At 72.8% G+C, this 15,266-nt stretch carries 14 protein-coding genes; 2 read left to right on the forward strand and 12 right to left on the reverse strand.

The window, feature by feature from the left end; translation table 11 throughout:
- The first annotated feature begins 113 nt into the window (after positions 1-113).
- Positions 114-533, forward strand: a complete 420-nt coding sequence (locus Q7L65_RS09795; RefSeq protein ID WP_304720772.1) for a YbjN domain-containing protein — start codon at positions 114-116, stop codon at positions 531-533.
- Entirely contained in the window at positions 530-1,276 is a 747-nt protein-coding gene (locus tag Q7L65_RS09800; RefSeq protein WP_304720773.1) for an AAA family ATPase, read from the forward strand. The genes Q7L65_RS09795 and Q7L65_RS09800 overlap by 4 nt, the downstream gene beginning before the upstream one ends.
- A 45-nt stretch (positions 1,277-1,321) precedes the next feature.
- Here Q7L65_RS09800 and Q7L65_RS09805 read toward each other — a convergent pair whose 3' ends face one another.
- From Q7L65_RS09805 to Q7L65_RS09860, 12 genes are all read right to left on the reverse strand, one after another.
- A complete protein-coding gene (locus Q7L65_RS09805; protein ID WP_304720775.1) occupies positions 1,322-1,687 on the reverse strand; it encodes a tetratricopeptide repeat protein in 366 nt (121 codons plus the stop codon).
- A gap of 79 nt (positions 1,688-1,766) precedes the next feature.
- Positions 1,767-4,112 (reverse strand): transglutaminase family protein, encoded by a 2,346-nt coding sequence (locus Q7L65_RS09810; protein ID WP_304720776.1) that lies wholly within the window; start codon positions 4,110-4,112, stop codon positions 1,767-1,769.
- On the reverse strand, positions 4,109-5,218 hold the full coding sequence (locus tag Q7L65_RS09815) for a DUF58 domain-containing protein (RefSeq protein ID WP_304720777.1): 1,110 nt from the start codon (positions 5,216-5,218) through the stop codon (positions 4,109-4,111). The genes Q7L65_RS09810 and Q7L65_RS09815 overlap by 4 nt, the downstream gene beginning before the upstream one ends.
- A 57-nt stretch (positions 5,219-5,275) precedes the next feature.
- On the reverse strand, positions 5,276-6,241 hold the full coding sequence (locus Q7L65_RS09820) for a MoxR family ATPase (protein ID WP_304720779.1): 966 nt from the start codon (positions 6,239-6,241) through the stop codon (positions 5,276-5,278).
- Positions 6,198-7,481 (reverse strand): bifunctional phosphopantothenoylcysteine decarboxylase/phosphopantothenate--cysteine ligase CoaBC, encoded by a 1,284-nt coding sequence (gene coaBC / locus Q7L65_RS09825; protein WP_304720780.1) that lies wholly within the window; start codon positions 7,479-7,481, stop codon positions 6,198-6,200. The genes Q7L65_RS09820 and coaBC overlap by 44 nt, the downstream gene beginning before the upstream one ends.
- 29 nt (positions 7,482-7,510) lie before the next feature.
- On the reverse strand, positions 7,511-7,738 hold the full coding sequence (gene rpoZ / locus Q7L65_RS09830) for a DNA-directed RNA polymerase subunit omega (protein ID WP_221243089.1): 228 nt from the start codon (positions 7,736-7,738) through the stop codon (positions 7,511-7,513).
- A 35-nt stretch (positions 7,739-7,773) separates the two neighbouring features.
- Positions 7,774-8,208, reverse strand: coding sequence for a helix-turn-helix domain-containing protein (locus Q7L65_RS09835; protein WP_304720782.1), 435 nt, complete (start codon positions 8,206-8,208; stop codon positions 7,774-7,776).
- A gap of 103 nt (positions 8,209-8,311) precedes the next feature.
- Entirely contained in the window at positions 8,312-8,872 is a 561-nt protein-coding gene (gene gmk / locus Q7L65_RS09840; RefSeq protein WP_304720783.1) for a guanylate kinase, read from the reverse strand.
- Positions 8,873-8,876: 4 nt separating this feature from the next.
- The gene (mihF, locus tag Q7L65_RS09845) at positions 8,877-9,218 is read right to left on the reverse strand and encodes an integration host factor, actinobacterial type (protein WP_304720785.1); all 342 of its coding nucleotides are present in this window, start codon (positions 9,216-9,218) and stop codon (positions 8,877-8,879) included.
- Positions 9,219-9,560: 342 nt separating this feature from the next.
- A complete protein-coding gene (gene carB, locus Q7L65_RS09850; protein WP_304720787.1) occupies positions 9,561-12,698 on the reverse strand; it encodes a carbamoyl-phosphate synthase large subunit in 3,138 nt (1,045 codons plus the stop codon).
- Position 12,699: 1 nt separating this feature from the next.
- Positions 12,700-13,848 (reverse strand): glutamine-hydrolyzing carbamoyl-phosphate synthase small subunit, encoded by a 1,149-nt coding sequence (carA, locus tag Q7L65_RS09855; protein ID WP_304720789.1) that lies wholly within the window; start codon positions 13,846-13,848, stop codon positions 12,700-12,702.
- Positions 13,845-15,200 (reverse strand): dihydroorotase, encoded by a 1,356-nt coding sequence (locus Q7L65_RS09860; RefSeq protein ID WP_304720790.1) that lies wholly within the window; start codon positions 15,198-15,200, stop codon positions 13,845-13,847. Before Q7L65_RS09860 ends, carA begins: the two co-directional genes overlap by 4 nt.
- Positions 15,201-15,266 lie beyond the last annotated feature (66 nt).

Raw genomic sequence — 15,266 nt, forward strand, 5'->3', positions numbered from 1 at the left:
AATGCACGTGCCTTTGCGAACACTTTCGCGTGCCCGTCGTGGATGCTGCGGACGCGCTCGCGGGGAGGGCGTGCGCGGCGTCGCGGGCGTGCGCCACGTATCGTTGCGCGGCGATGACGAGAGACCCCCGTATGACCGTCGAGACCTTCATCGAGGGGCTCGACGGCGAGACCCGCAGACTCGCGTTCGCCGAGTGGGGCATCACGGTCGAGGCGGCCGGCTGGCCGCTCGACGTCGGCGTCGCGATCCGCGACGGCCTGCTGCGCGCTCAGGCGCACGTGATCGGCCCCGACCGGATCGACCCGCACGACCTGCTGCGCTGGAACCGCCAGGTCCCCTTCGTCCGCTTCGCGCACACGCGCGACGGCGAGGTCTGGATCCAGGGCGACCTGCCGCTGGTCGCCGTCGACCCCGTCCAGCTCGACACCTTCCTCGGCTTGCTCGTCCTGAGTGTGGTGCAGGCGCGGGAGGCCGCGGGGCGGGCGGACGGGGAGCGTGCGGGCGACACCGTTGACGACGACGAGCGCGTGTGAACGACGCCTTCCTGCGCTCGATCGCGATCCGTCCGCCGGCGCCCGGTGACCCGCCGCGCGACGGGCACCCGTGGTGGCTGCACGTGGTCGAGTCGCTGCAGGAGGCGCCGCTGGAGTTGGATCCCGCCGTCACCTTCCTCGTCGGCGAGAACGGCAGCGGCAAGTCGACGCTGATCGAGGCGCTCGCGGTCGCGCTCGGGATGAATCCGGAGGGCGGCTCCTCCAACTTCGGCTTCGCGACGCGCGCCGAGGACCATCCGCTCGGCGACGCGCTGCGTGTCGCGCGCGGCATCCGCCGTCCGCGCACCGACTTCTTCCTGCGCGCGGAGAGCCTCTTCAACGCGGCGACGTACCTGGAGCAACTCGGCGGCGGGGCGCTGGACTCCTACGGCGGCGCGTCGCTGCATGCCCAGTCGCACGGCGAGTCGTTCCTCGCCGTCACGTTGAACCGCTTCGGCCCCGACGGGCTCTACCTGCTCGACGAGCCGGAGGCGGCGCTGTCGGCGCAGAACTGCCTGACGCTGGTGCGCCGGATGCACGAACTGGTCGCGGACGGCTCCCAGTTCGTCGTCGCGACCCACTCTCCCCTGCTGCTCGCCTACCCCGGCGCGACGATCTACCAGCTCTCCTCGCCGGCCGGGATCGAGCGGGTCGCCTATGACGAGGCGCCCCCGGTCCAGCTGACGCGCTCGTTCCTGCAGTCCCCCGACGCGTTCCTCGAGCGACTGCTGGCGGATGACTGAGGCGGCGCGGTCGGGCGCGGCCCTGAGCGACCGCCAAACGACGGATCAGCGCCCGCAGGCCGCGCGGGCGCGGTCGCGGTATCTGCGGTAGTCGCGGCGCTCGGGGCGCAGGCCGGCGGCCTGCGCGAGCGGTGGCAGCGAGTCGGCGTGGCGGCCGAGTTGCTGCAGCGAGCGGCCGAGGCAGAAGAGCGCGTAGTCGTTCGTCGGCGCCTGCTCGACGACAGCGGCGAACTCGGCCGCCGCCTCCTCGTAGTGCTGCGCATGAAAGAGCGCGCGCCCGAGCGCCTCGCGGACGGAGGACTTGTCGGGCGCGGCGTCGCGCGCCTGTCGCAGCGGGATCGCCGCCTGGTAGTAGTCGCCGCTCTCCAGCAGCTCGGTGCCGCGCAGGTAGAGCTGATAGACGTCAGCCATCGCTCCAGTGTAGGCGGCCGGTCAGCGGCAAAGGGGGCGAGTTCTTCGACGGACAGCGCGGGCTGGCGGGCTGCCGCGCTCAACGACCCCATCGCGGCGGCAGCGCGAACAGCGCGCGCAGGCGGCCGCCGAGGCCGAGCCCGCGAGCCAGTTCGGCGCGCAGCGCGCGGCGTTGGCGCGGCGTCACGCCGGCGTCTTCGCCGCCGAAACGCGCCAGTCGCACGGCTCTCACGTAGCCGGCCGCGTCGGGCGCGTCGTGCATCCGGCGCTCCAGCGCCAGCAGCGTCAGCTGCGGCTCGGGCGGGCGCCCGGTACGGCGCAGCGCGCGCTGCAGCTCTCCCAGCAGCGCGTCGGCGTCACGCGGCCTGGCGAGCGAGCGGCGCCACAGCAGCCCGGCCGCCAGCAGCGCGATCACGACGAGCGCGAGCGCGACGAACGCGACCGGCGACCAGCCCGAGCTGCCGCTCCCGGCCGTCGGCGCGGGCGTGTCGACTCTCGCCGCCGGCGGCTCCGGCAGTCTCTGCTGCGGCAGAGGCGTCTGGACCGTTCTGGTCGGCGCGGCTCTGGGCGCTCTGCCGGAGCGCGCCGGGGCGGTCGTCGGCGTCGGGTCGAACTTGACCCAACCGATCTGCGGGAACCAGACCTCGATCCAGGCGTGCGCGTCGTAGTCGCGCACGACGTACTCGTCGCGCGCGCCGTCGCGCGAGCCGCTCGTGAAGCCGGCGGCGACGCGCGTCGGCACGCCGCCCATCCGCAGCAGCAGGGCGGCCGCGCCGGCGAACTGCTGGCAGTAGCCGACTCTGTCGCGGAACAGGAAGGCGTCGAGCGGGAGCTGGCGGCGCGGCGGCGTCTCGCTGTAGCTGTAGCCCTGGCGCAGGTACCCCAGCACGCGCTGCACGAACTCGTAGGGCGTCGCGGCGCCGGCGGCGAGCTGCTGCGCCAGCTGATAGCTGCGCTCGTAGGGACTGGTCACGAGCAGCTGCGCCGCGACCACCGACTGCGGCGCGCCGTCGGCGGCGCTCCCGAACGGCGGCACGAACGCGACCCCGGCGCCGGGCGAGTAGCGGCGCGGGTTGGTTGCGTTCGGGCTGTTGGGCTGCGGCAGGCCGACCAGCAGGTAGCGCAGCAGTTGCTCGGGATAGTCGGTGCCGGCGTTCGCCAGCTGCTGCTGTCTCGGGCGCGGCACGATCGTGTTCGCGACGTAGCCGTCGCCGGGCTCCAGCGGCTCGTTGGAGACCCAGGTGCCGGGGCTGGCGCCGGCAACGAACTTCGTCGGCTCGTGTTCGAAGCCGGTCGTCGTGCCGGCGCCGATCACGTCGGAGGTGGAGAAGTCGCGCAGCGTCACCTGCACCGGGACCCGCCACGCTCTGTTGTGCTCCGCCTGCTGCGGGACCTCCGCCTCTGGCGCGGTCGGGCGCAGCGGCGCGGTGCGGGTCCAGCGCACGCCGTCGAAGCCGTCGAGGTTCTGCGCCTTCCAGTACGTCTGCACCCGTGACTTGATCCGCACGATCTCGCGACCGGTGCGCGGCCAGTCGAGCGGACCGTAGGACTGCGACCAGTCGAAGCGCGCTGGATCGGGTCTGTCGAGCGCCCCGACGAGCTTCTGCGCGTCGACCCACGGCTCCTTTCTGTCCAGCGACGTCAGCCCGACGGCACCGACGCCCGCGGCGATCGCGAGCAGCATGACCGCGAACAGGACGTGGGCGCGCGGCAGCCGCTCCAGCCACAGGAACGCGGCCAGCAGCACGAACAGCGCGATCCCCTCCAGCACCGGCGCGCTCGGCTCCATGATCACCGGCGGCACGATCGCGGCGGCGATCAGCGGCGTCGCGGCGACCATTCGCAGGCCGATCCCGCCGCCGAACGGCGTGCCGTCGCGCAGCGGGACGCCGCGGCGGCCGGGCGACAGGCCGAGCACGCACCCGAGCGCCAGCAGCAGCGCGCCGCCGAGCAGGATCGATATGCGCGGCCACTCGTCCGGCTGCGAGTACGGGACCAGCACGCGCGGCAGCTGCTCGATCCCCTGCTGCAGGCCGAGCGCGAGGTCGTCCCAGTTGCGCGGCTCCAGCACCAGCGACGCGGCCGCGCCGGAGGCGATCATGCTTGCCGCCGCCCACACGACGACGACCGCGACAGCGGCCGGCGCCTGCGCCAGCGCCGGCAGCCGCGTCAGCTGTCCGACGGCGAGCCCCGCCGCCAGCGCGATCGCCAGCAGCAGCGCCATCCGCCCCGCGCCCGATGGCGCCACGAGCGTCGACCAGCGCAGCGCCGCGTAGGCGCCGAGCGCCGTCAACGTCACGATCCGTGCGACCGGCGCCGACAGCAGCGGTGCGCTGGGGCGCCCGGCGCGGCGGCGTGGTCTGCGCAGCGGCAGGTCCGGCCGCGGGGCGTCCGCGGCGGGCGGCGGCGTCGCGGTGGCGGTCATCCCGTCACCGCCCCGCTCGCAGCCGTCGCGGCCGGCCGTCGCGAGACCGCGTAGCCGTTGCAGCCGGCGACCGCGAAGCTCGCCTCGCGGCCCGCGAGTCTGCCCGGGATCACGAGCGTCGCGGGCCCGCGGGCGATCGCGCCGGCGGCCGGTGGGAGCCGCTCGATGCGGCGGGCGCAGACGTAGATCAGCGCGCCGCGGCGCATGCCGGCGCCGCCCAGCGCCGGCACCGGCATGTCGTCGCCGCCCTCGACGAGCGCGAGCCGCACATGCGCGGACGGCCAGTTGCCCAGCTCCTCGCCGATCGTCACCGGGCGGCGCTCGCCCGGCAGCAGCAGCGCGCAGCCGCCGGCGCGCGCGAACGCGAGCGTCAGCGAGGCGGCGGCGCGCACGGCCATGTCGAGCTCGTCGCGCGAGGCGGCGCCGCGCGTGTCGAGCACGACGAGCGGGCGGGCGTCGGCCTCGACACGCAGGCGCCGCTCCATCAGCCCGGCGCCGCGCGCCAGCGCCGGCCAGTGGATCCGCCCGGCGGACGTGCCCTCGCGGTAGGGCTGCACGCCGTCGACGTCGGTCGCCGCCGCACCCAGCAGCGCGGCGAGGCCGCCGTGTCGCCCGTCGGCGCCGCGGCGTCTGGCGAGCGCGACCGCGCTGGTGCGCGGCAGCACTAGCAGCTCGCCCTCCCCCGCGCCGCGCACGACGCGGCGTATCAACTCGAACGGGTCGCGCAGCACGACCGTCGGCGGCGCGATCTGCAGCCTGCCGCGACGGCCGAAGCGCGCGACGACCGTGAAGGTGCGCTCGCGTCTGCCCGCGGGGAGACGCATCGCGCCCTCCAGCAGCGGATCCTCGACGGTCGCGACCGGCAGCGGCAGCCGGCTCGTGCGAATCTCGATCCGGACGGGCACGGGCTCGTCCTCGACGATGCGCTTGACGTCCAGTTCGCGCCGTATCCGCAGCCCGCGGGCGCTCAGCTCGACCCACGCCGCCGTCAGCAGTCCGACCGCCGCGAAGCCGACGCCCGGCACGTACAGCGGCGAGGCGTCGAAGACGCCCGCGACGCCGACCAGCACCAGGCCGAGCAGGACGACGCCGGCCGCGCGCCGCATCGTCAGCGCTCCCGCACCGGGTCGTTCGCGGCCGCTGCGGCGAGCGGGCGCATGCCGCTAGAGCGCCGGAACCGCCGCGACGGCGTCGGCGATCACGCGGTCGGTGCCGATGCCGACGGCGTCGGGCGCGAGCACGAGGCGGTGGGCGAGCACCGGCTGCGCGAGCGACTGGACGTCGTCGGGCTCGACGTGGCTGCGGCCGTAGAGCATCGCGCGCGCCTTCGCGGCGCGCAGCAGCATGAGTCCCGCGCGCGGGCTGGCGCCGACCTCGACGCGGTCGTCCGCGCGCGTGTGCGCGAGCACGCGCACGAGGTACTCGCGCAGCGGCTGCGACGCCTGCACGCGCGCGGCGGTGTCCTGCGCGGCGAGCACCTCGGCGGCCGTCACGACCGGCTCGAGCGTGAGGACTCTGTCGCCGGCGGCGTGGTCGCCGAGCATCGCGACCTCGTGGTTGAGGTCGGGGTAGCCGAGCGACACGCGCACCATGAAGCGGTCGACCTGGGCCTCGGGCAGCGGATAGGTGCCCTCGTACTCGGCCGGGTTCTGCGTCGCCAGCACGACGAACGGCCGCGCCAGTTCGTGCGTGTGGACGTCGACGGTCACGCGCCGCTCCTGCATGCACTCCAGCAGGCCGGACTGCGTGCGCGGCGAGGCGCGGTTGATCTCGTCGACCAGCACCACGTTCGCGAAGACCGGCCCGGGCCTGAAGTCGAAGCGCCCCTCGCGCTGGTTGTAGATGCTGGTGCCGACGACGTCGGAGGGCAGCAGATCTGCCGTGCACTGGATGCGCGCGAACTGGCAGTCGACCGAGCGCGATATCGCGCGCGCCAGCGCCGTCTTGCCGACGCCGGGATGGTCCTCCATCAGCACGTGGCCCTCGGCGAGCAGCGCGACGATCACGTGCTCGAGCGTGCGCGACTGCACCTGCACCGCGGCCCGGACGTTCTCGACGATGCGGCGGGCGGTGCCCGCCGCGGCCTCACACTCGTGCCGCGCGACCGGCGGGAGATCCACTGGTTCCATCTGCGTCCCTGATCGCGCGCAACCGCACGACCTCGTCGAGGATCGCGGCGGCGATCTCCCCCTTCGGCGCGCGCGACAGCGGCCGCTCGCGCTCGGGGGTGACGATCGTCACCGCGTTGTCGGGCGTGTCGAAGCCGATGCCGGGCTGGGAGACGTCGTTGACGACGATCGCGTCCAGCCGCTTGCGCGCGAGCTTGCCGCGCGCGTAGTCGAGCGCGCCGTCGCCGTGCTCGGCGGCGAAGCCGACGACCGTCTGGCGGAGCGTGCGCTGCTGCGCGAGGCCGGCGAGGATGTCGGGCGTGCGCTCCAGCGCGATCGAGTCGGGCGCGTCCGCGTCCTTCTTGATCTTCGTCGCGGCCGGTGCGACCGGCCGGAAGTCGGCGACCGCGGCGGCCATCAGCAGCACGTCGCAGCGCGGGAACTCGTGCGCGCAGGCAGCGGCGAGCTGCGCCGCCGTCTCGACCTCGCGGTACGCGATCCCTGGCGCGTGCGGCAGCGCGACGTTGGCGGCGAGCACGGTCACGGCGGCACCGCGTGCGGCGGCCCGCTCGGCGAGCGCGAAGCCCATCCGCCCGGAGGAGCGGTTGCCGACGAAGCGGACGCTGTCGATCGGCTCGCGCGTGCCGCCGGCGGTGACGAGGACGCGCAGCCCGGCGAGGTCGGCGTCCACCCCCAGCACCCGCTCGACCGCCGCCAACAGCTCCGCCGGCTCCGCCAGCCGCCCGACGCCGTGCTCGCCCTTGGAGGCGAGCTGACCGACGCCCGGGTCGACGACGTGGACGCCGCGGGCGCGCAGCGTCGCGAGGTTCGTCTGCGTCGCGGGGTGCTCCCACATCGCGTCGTTCATCGCGGGCGCGACGATCAGCGGGCAGCGCGCGGCGAGCGCGGCGCTCGTCAGCAGGTTGTCGGCGAAGCCGCCCGCCAGTTTCGCGAGCGTGTTCGCGGAGGCGGGCGCGATCAGGAAGACGTCGGCGTTGCCGACGAGCGCGAGGTGGCTGATCGGATCGTGCTGCGGCGGCGGGTCGCCCGGAAAGGCGCCGCGCGCCGGGTCGGGCGCGAACTCGCTCGTCAGCACCGGCGCGCCGGTGATCGCCTCGAACGAGGCGCCGCCGACGAACCGCTCGCTCGTCGGCGTCTGCACGACCCGCACGCTGTGCCCGGCCTTCGTCGCCAAGCGGACCGCCTCCAGCGCCTTGTAGGCGGCGATCCCGCCGCAGACGCCGAGCAGGATCCGAGCCACGACCGTCGCTCCCGTCCCGCTGCTGCTACCTAGCGGTAGTGGTACTTGATCTTTCCGTCGGCGACTTCCTCGAGCGCGATCGTGAGGTAGTTCTTCGAACGCGTCTCGACCATCGGCGGCGGGAACTCGTCGAACGTACCCTCGCCCAGGTTGTGGTAGTACGAGTTGATCTGACGCGCGCGCTTGGCGGCCACCACGACGCTGGCGTAGTCGGAGTCGACGTGCTGGAGGAGGCGGTCGATGCGGGGAGAGATCAAGACGTGGCCTTTCGAGAGGTCATTGACCCTGCATTCTAGCTGCTACCGGCGGAAAGCCAGTCAAGGATCGCCTGGCGGGTGAAGCGCCACTCGCTGCCGATGCGCCGGCCGGGCAGCTCGCCGTCGCGCGCAAGCTGCTCGACGACCTCCTGCTCGACCTGCAGCAGCGCCGCCGCGTCGGTGACGGTGAGTACTTCGGGGGCCGGATCGGGGCGGAAGTCGTGACGCCCGAGCGTCAGCGTGCCGGCCGCCGCCGGCGCCTGCAGCGGCGTCGCGGTGCCGAGCGCACGCAGCGCCTCCAGCCCGCCGGGCGTGCTGGGGTCGACGTAGCGCGCGACGAGCGCGCTGACGATGTCCTGCTTGGAGAGCTTCAGCTCGAACGCGGCGCGGTCGAGCCGCTGCGCCTCGCTGGTCGGGATGCGGACGAAGAGCGCCTCGCGCTCGCCGCCGCGGGTCTTCGCCTGGGGCATAGCTAGCAGGATAGCCAGCTAGCGCGATAGCGAAACCACGGCAGTCGAAGCGCACCGTCCCGTGTCAGCGCGCGGTCATCGGCAGCGCGGCGGTCCCGCGCGATCAGCGCTGCGGCAGCTCGCGCGAGACGATCTGCTCGAGTTCGGCGACCGCGTCCTCGAGCCGGTCGTTGACGACCTGGTACTGGAACTCGTCGCGCGCGGTCAGCTCCTCCTCGGCGACGAGCAGACGGCGCTCGACGTCCTCGGGGCTGTCCGTCCCCCGCCCCACGAGGCGCTCTCGCAGCGCCTCCGCGGACGGCGGCACGATGAACACCTGAACCGCGTCCGGAAGCGTCTCGCGCACCTGACGCGCCCCCTGGACCTCGATCTCCAGCACGACCGGGGCGCCGTCCGCGGTCCGACGCTCCAGTTCCGAGCGCAGCGTGCCATAGCGGCGCCCGGAGTAGTCAGCGTGCTCGACGAACGCCCCTTCGGCGACCTTCGAGGCGAATTCCTCGTCGGTAAGAAAGTGGTAATGAACGCCATCCTGCTCGTCGCCCCGCGGCTTGCGCGTGGTCGCGGAGACGGACAGCTCGAGCGTGGGCACGCGCGAGAGCAGGTTGCGGATCAGCGTGCCCTTGCCGACACCCGAGGGGCCGGTGATGACGAAGACGCGTGCCAACGCGCTAGCGGCGCAGCAGCGCGACGAGCTCAGCGCGCTGACGCTGGGAGAGCCCGCCGATCGTCTTGCTCGGCGAGATGCGGCACTGCGTCAGGACCTTGTTCGCCTTCACGCGCCCGTACTTGGGGACGGCGAGCAGGAGGTCGAAGACCTTCGCGGTCTCGATGTAGGTCGGCGGCTCCATGAGCAGCTCGTGGATCGCCGCGCGTCCGGCTTTGAGGTCCCGCTTCAGTTGCGCCCGTCGGGTGCGGATCTCGTTCGCGCGGTGCAGCGCGTCCATGCGCTGATCGAGGGACCGGTCCGGCGCAGTCGCGTGCTTGGTGGCGGTGGGGATGGCCGGCGGCATGGCGGCGAGTCTACATCCTGAGAGTGGTGGTACAAGCGGCAGGGGACGAATTCGTCTCGACCTCAAGTTGAGGTTCAGCGATGTCGAGAGTGAGGTATCAGATCGCATTGGTTTGCAGGAGTTTTCCCGTGCGGTCGAAGGTGGGCCTGATGTCTGCGCGCCAGAACTCGTGCGTTCCCGGCGCAATCCGGGGAGGGTCGCTGCAAGGCGTGTCCCAGCGTCCGCGGAGCGCTGCGCGGAGGACTCCGAGGAGCATCCCGCATTCACTGCCGACGGTGCCGCGCGGTTGGATCGCGGCACCGTCTCCTGAGATTGATAGCCGGCAATCAGCCGGCGGAGGGCTCAAGCGGCGTGCGACGGAGCCGGCTGTGCGACGCGCTGCAGCTCCTGCAGCGCGATCACGCGTGGCTCGCCTCTGCCGCCCGCGGCGATCGCCTGGGCGGCGGCCATCGCGCCGGTCATCGTCGTGATGCAGGGGATCCCGGCGGCGATCGCGGCCGAGCGGATCTCCCAGCCGTCGATCCGCGCACCGGTGCCGACCGGCGTGTTGACGACCAGCTGGACCTCGCCCTTGGCGATCAGCTCGAGCACGTTCGGCGAGCCCTCGCCGATCTTCTCCAGCGCCTCGACGGGGATGCCCATCCGCTTGATCGCCTGCGCGGTGCCGTGCGTCGCGACGATCCTGAAGCCGAGGCCGTGCAGCGCCATCGCGACGCCCGCGGCCGCCGGCTTGTCGCCGTCGGTGACGGTGATGAACATCGTCCCCTGCGACGGCAGCAGCGAGCCGGCCGCCGCCTGCGCCTTCGCGAACGCGGTCGGGAAGTCGTGCGCGATCCCCATCACCTCGCCGGTCGAGCGCATCTCCGGGCCCAGCAGCGAGTCGGCGCCGGCGAAGCGGTCGAACGGCATCACCGCCTCCTTCACGCAGACGACGTCGCCGACCGGATCCGCCGGCAGGTTCAGGTCCGCGACTCTCTCGCCGAGCATGATGCGGCAGGCGAGCTTCGCCAGCGGCAGCCCGATCGCCTTCGAGACGAACGGGACCGTGCGCGACGCGCGCGGGTTCGCCTCGATCACGAACAGCTCGCCCGTCTGCGAGACCGCGTACTGCACGTTCAGCAGCCCGACGACGCCGAGCGCCTTCGCGATCCCCTCGGTGTGCTCGCGGATCTGCGTCAGCGCCTCGTTGCCGAGCGAGTGCGGCGGCAGCACGCAGGCGGAGTCGCCGGAGTGGATCCCGGCCTCCTCGACGTGCTGCATGATGCCGCCGATCCAGACGTCCTCGCCGTCGCACAGCGCGTCGACGTCGACCTCGATCGAGTTCTCGAGGAAGCGGTCGAGGAAGATCTCCTTGCCGGAGCCGTGCGGCGTGCCGACGCGGTCGAGGTAGTCCTGCAGGCCCGCCTGCGAGTAGACGATCTCCATCGCGCGGCCGCCGAGCACGTAGCTCGGGCGCACCAGCAGCGGGAAGCCGACCTCGGGCGCTCTCAGCAGCGCCTCCTCGGCCGAGTGGGCGGTCGCGTACGGCGGCGCCGAGTAGCCGAGCGTCTCCAGCAGCCTGCCGAAGCGGCCGCGGTCCTCGGCGTGGTCGATCGCGTCGATCGAGGTGCCGAGGATCCTCACGCCCGCGGCCTCCAGGCCGGCCGCGAGCCGCAGCGGCGTCTGGCCGCCGAACTGGACGATCACGCCCTCGGGCTTTTCGACTTCGCAGACGGCGAGCACGTCCTCCAGCGTCAGCGGCTCGAAGTAGAGCCGGTCGGAGGTGTCGTAGTCGGTCGAGACGGTCTCGGGGTTGCAGTTGACCATCACCGCGTCGCGCTCGGACTCGCGCACGGTCATCGCCGCGTGCACGCAGCAGTAGTCGAACTCGATCCCCTGGCCGATGCGGTTGGGGCCGGCGCCGAGGATCACGACGCTCGGGCGGTCCCCGCGCACGACCTCGGAACTGGAACCCGCCCTTCCTCCCCGGACGCCGGATCTGCGCGGCCGCTCGCGCGAGGAGTAGTAGTACGGCGTGCGCGCGGCGAACTCGGCCGCGCACGTGTCGACCGACTTGAAGACGCGCGCGCCGGCCTCGACCGACTCCGGGTCGAGTGCCAGCTCCTGCAGCTCGCGCAGGAACCAGGGGTCGATCTGCGTGCGGGCGTGCAGCGTCTCGACCGCGACGCCGCGGCGCAGCGCCTCCAGCACGAGGTCGAAGCGGTCCGGGCCGCCGTGCTCCAGCTCGCGCAGCAGCTGCTCGTCGTCGGCGGGCGGCTGCGCGACCTGGTCCAGCTCGCGTGAGCGCAGCGCCTTCGCGAACGCCTGCTTGAACGTGCGCCCGATCGCCATCGCCTCGCCGACGGACTTCATGTGCGTCGTCAGGCCGGCGTCGGAGCCGGGGAACTTCTCGAACGCGAAGCGCGGCCACTTGACGACGGTGTAGTCGATCGTCGGCTCGAACGAGGCCGGCGTCGCGCGCGTGATGTCGTTGTCGATCTCCTGCAGCGTGTAGCCGACCGCCAGGCGCGCGGCGATCTTCGCGATCGGGAAGCCGGTCGCCTTGGAGGCGAGCGCGGACGAGCGCGAGACGCGCGGGTTCATCTCGATCACGATGATCTCGTCGGTCGCCGGGTTGACGGCGAACTGGACGTTGGAGCCGCCCGTCTCGACGCCGACCGCGCGGATCACGGCGATCGCCTGGTCGCGCAGCGCCTGGTACTGCTTGTCCGTGAGCGTCTGCTGCGGCGCGACGCAGACGGAGTCGCCGGTGTGGACGCCCATCGGGTCGAGGTTCTCGATCGAGCAGATGATCACGACGTTGTCGGCGTGGTCGCGCATCACCTCCAGCTCGAACTCGCCCCAGCCGAGGACCGACTCGTCGATCAGGATCTGGTCGATCGGCGACGCCTCGATGCCGCGCTGGCAGATCGCCTCGAACTCCTCGACCGTGCGGGCGATCCCGCCGCCGCGGCCGCCGAGCGTGAAGGCCGGCCGGATGATCATCGGCAGGCCGATCTCCTCCAGCGCGCCGCGTGCCTCGTCGAGCGTGTGGGCGATCGTCGAGCGCGGCACGCGCAGCCTCGCGGTCTCCATCGTCTCGCGGAAGCGGTCGCGGTCCTCGGCGCGGTCGATCGCGTCGTAGTTCGCGCCGATCAGCTCGACGTCGTATCTCGCGAGCGTCCCGTCCTCGTGGAGCGCCTTGGCGAGGTTGAGCGCGGTCTGGCCGCCGAGCGTCGGCAGCAGCGCGTCAGGCCGCTCGCGCTCGATCACCTGGGCGACCGGGCCGGGCAGCAGCGGCTCGACGTAGGTCGCGGTCGCGATCTCCGGGTCGGTCATGATCGTCGCCGGGTTGGAGTTGACGAGCACGACCTCGTACCCCTCCTCCATCAGGACCTTGCACGCCTGCGTGCCGGAGTAGTCGAACTCCGCCGCCTGCCCGATCACGATCGGGCCGGAGCCGATGATCAGGATCTTCTTGATGTCGGTGCGCTTGGGCATGTCAGGCAGCCACGATTTCCTTGATGAAGCGGTCGAACAGGTACAGCGAATCGTGCGGGCCGGGGCCCGCCTCCGGGTGGTACTGGACGGTCGCGCCCTGCACGTCGCGCAGCGTCAGCCCCTCGACGGTGCGGTCGTAGAGGTTGACGTGCGTCAGCTCGGCGGCGCCGAAGTCGGTCTCCCAGCGGACCGGCTCGTCGGACTCGACCTTCTGACCCCCGTCCGGGCCGAGCACCGCGAAGCCGTGGTTCTGGCTCGTGATCTCGACGCGCCCGGTGCTGAGGTCCTTGACCGGGTGGTTGGAGCCGCGGTGACCGAACGGCAGCTTGTACGTCTCCAGCCCGATCGCGCGGCACAGCAGCTGGTGACCGAGGCAGATCCCGTAGACGGGCTTCTTGCCGACGAGCGCTCTGAGCGTCTCGACGACGTAGCCGAGCGCGGCGGGGTCGCCGGGGCCGTTGGCCATGAAGAAGGCGTCGGCGTCGCTGTCCAGCAGCGTCTGCGCGCCGGTCGTGCAGGGGTGCAGCTCGACGGTCGCGCCGCGCTCGCGGAGGTTGCGCACGATCGAGGACTTCACGCCGGTGTCGATCATCGCGATCGTCGGGCCGTCGCTGCCGGCGACGCCGGAGCCGAGCGGCTGCAGGCGGACCATCGACGCGGGCGTCACCTCGCGCGCGAGATCGCGGCCGTCCATCGACGGCTCCGCGGCGATCAGCCGCTGCGCCTCGTCCTCGTCGATCGAGGCCGGGAAGACGCCGCCCTTCATCGCGCCGGCGTCGCGGATGTGCCGCACGAGCGCGCGCGTGTCGAGGTCGGTGATGCCGGGGATCCCCTGCTCGCGCAGCCAGTCGAGCCAGCCCTGGTCGGCGCCCGGGGCGTCGTCGCGGTTGGTCGCGGCGCGCATGATCGCCGCGCGCGCGTGGATCCGGTCGGACTCCATCGCCGCCTGCGAGACGCCGTAGTTGCCGACGTGCACGGTCGTGAACGTGATCAGCTGACCGGCGAAGCTGGGGTCGGTCATCGCCTCCTGGTAGCCGGTCATGCCGGTCGTGAAGACGACCTCGCCGACGGCGTGTCCGTCCGCCCCGCAGGCGATCCCGTCGAAGCGCTCACCGTCCTGCAGCAGGACGTAGGCGGTCGCGTCGTTCATGCGGTCACTCCAGTGGCGGTGGCGTTCGGTGCGGGCGCGCGATGCGCGACGGTGCCGGCGGCGACGGTCAGCCGCACGACGCCGTTGAAGGTGCGGCCGAAGAAGCACGAGTTCTGCGAGCGGCTGGCGTAGCCGTGCTTGCCGACGACCCACTGCGCGCCGAGGTCGATCAGCGCGAGGTCGGCGGGCTGCCCGACGGCGATCCGCGGCGTGCGCAGATCGTACAGCGCGGCGCCGGAGGTGAGCTTCTCGACCAGCAGCGCGAGCGGCAGGATCCCGGGGATCACCAGCTCGCTGTAGATCGAGGCGAACGCGGTCTCCAGCCCGGTGACGCCGTTGGGCGCCTCCTCGAACGGGACCTCCTTCTCGTGCTTGGCGTGCGGCGCGTGATCGGTCGCGATGCAGTCGATCGTGCCGTCCTTGAGGCCGGCGATCAGCGCCTGGCGGTCGGACTCCGCGCGCAGCGGCGGGTTCATCTTGTAGCGCGTGTCGAGCGAGCGGACGGCGTCGTGCGTCAGCGTCAGGTGGTGCGGCGAGGCCTCGCCGGTGACCTGCGCGCCTCTCCCCTTCCAGTACGCGAGCGCCTCGACCGACTCGACCGCGGAGAGGTGCTGGAAGTGCATCCGGCCGCCCTCGAAGGCGGCGATCGCCGCGTCGCGCGCGACCATCGTCGACTCGCCGATCGAGGGGTAGCCGGCGAGACCGAGCCGTGCGGAGACCTCCCCCTCGTGCATCACGCCGGCGCCCGACAGCGACGGATCCTCCTCGTGCAGGCCGAGCACGCCGCCCGCGAGGCGCTGGTACTGCAGCGCCTTGCGCAGCATGCCGGCCGAGACGACGGGTCTGCCGTCGTCGGTGAACCCGAGCGCGCCGGCGTCGCGCAGCTCCGCCATCTCGGTCAGCTCGTGGCCGCTGAGGCCCTTCGTGATCGCGGCGAGGAAGCCGACCGGGACGCGCGCCTGCAACTCGGCGGCGTCGCGCAGCGAGCCCAGGACCGAGGCGTCGTCGACCGTCGGCGCGGTGTTCGGCATCGCGATCACGGCCGTGAAGCCACCGGCGGCGGCCGACGCGGTGCCGGTGTCGAGGTCCTCCTTGTACTCCTGGCCGGGCGTGCGGAAGTGGACGTGCGGGTCGACGAAGCCGGGGAACAGGTGCTGCCCCTCCGCGTCGATCGTCTCGCTCCCCTCCGGCGCGACGAGCGTGCCGGGAGCGCCGATCTCGGCGATCTCGCCGCCGCGCACGAGCACGTCGCCGGGGCCGTCGAGGTCCGTGCGCGGGTCCAGCAGATGCGCGCGCTGGATCAGCAGGTCGGCCGCGTGCCCGCCGCGGAAGAACAGCCGTTCAACGCTCATAGCTCACCTCGCGGCATGAGCGAGGCTCTGCCGAGTTCATGCCAAGGGAACAAGCCCCTTGGGCGC

The organism is Conexibacter sp. CPCC 206217 (assembly GCF_030646165.1).
Taxonomy (GTDB): domain Bacteria; phylum Actinomycetota; class Thermoleophilia; order Solirubrobacterales; family Solirubrobacteraceae; genus Conexibacter.

Coding starts and splice junctions, on each gene's coding strand:
- Q7L65_RS09835 (WP_304720782.1), bottom strand. CDS start 8,208: ATGCCCCAGGCGAAGACCCGCGGCGGCGAGCGCGAGGCGCTCTTCGTC.
- Q7L65_RS09860 (WP_304720790.1), bottom strand. CDS start 15,200: ATGAGCGTTGAACGGCTGTTCTTCCGCGGCGGGCACGCGGCCGACCTG.
- Q7L65_RS09810 (WP_304720776.1), bottom strand. CDS start 4,112: ATGACCGCCACCGCGACGCCGCCGCCCGCCGCGGACGCCCCGCGGCCG.
- mihF (WP_304720785.1), bottom strand. CDS start 9,218: ATGCCGCCGGCCATCCCCACCGCCACCAAGCACGCGACTGCGCCGGAC.
- carA (WP_304720789.1), bottom strand. CDS start 13,848: ATGAACGACGCGACCGCCTACGTCCTGCTGCAGGACGGTGAGCGCTTC.
- carB (WP_304720787.1), bottom strand. CDS start 12,698: ATGCCCAAGCGCACCGACATCAAGAAGATCCTGATCATCGGCTCCGGC.
- Q7L65_RS09805 (WP_304720775.1), bottom strand. CDS start 1,687: ATGGCTGACGTCTATCAGCTCTACCTGCGCGGCACCGAGCTGCTGGAG.
- Q7L65_RS09795 (WP_304720772.1), top strand. CDS start 114: ATGACGAGAGACCCCCGTATGACCGTCGAGACCTTCATCGAGGGGCTC.
- Q7L65_RS09815 (WP_304720777.1), bottom strand. CDS start 5,218: ATGCGGCGCGCGGCCGGCGTCGTCCTGCTCGGCCTGGTGCTGGTCGGC.
- Q7L65_RS09820 (WP_304720779.1), bottom strand. CDS start 6,241: ATGGAACCAGTGGATCTCCCGCCGGTCGCGCGGCACGAGTGTGAGGCC.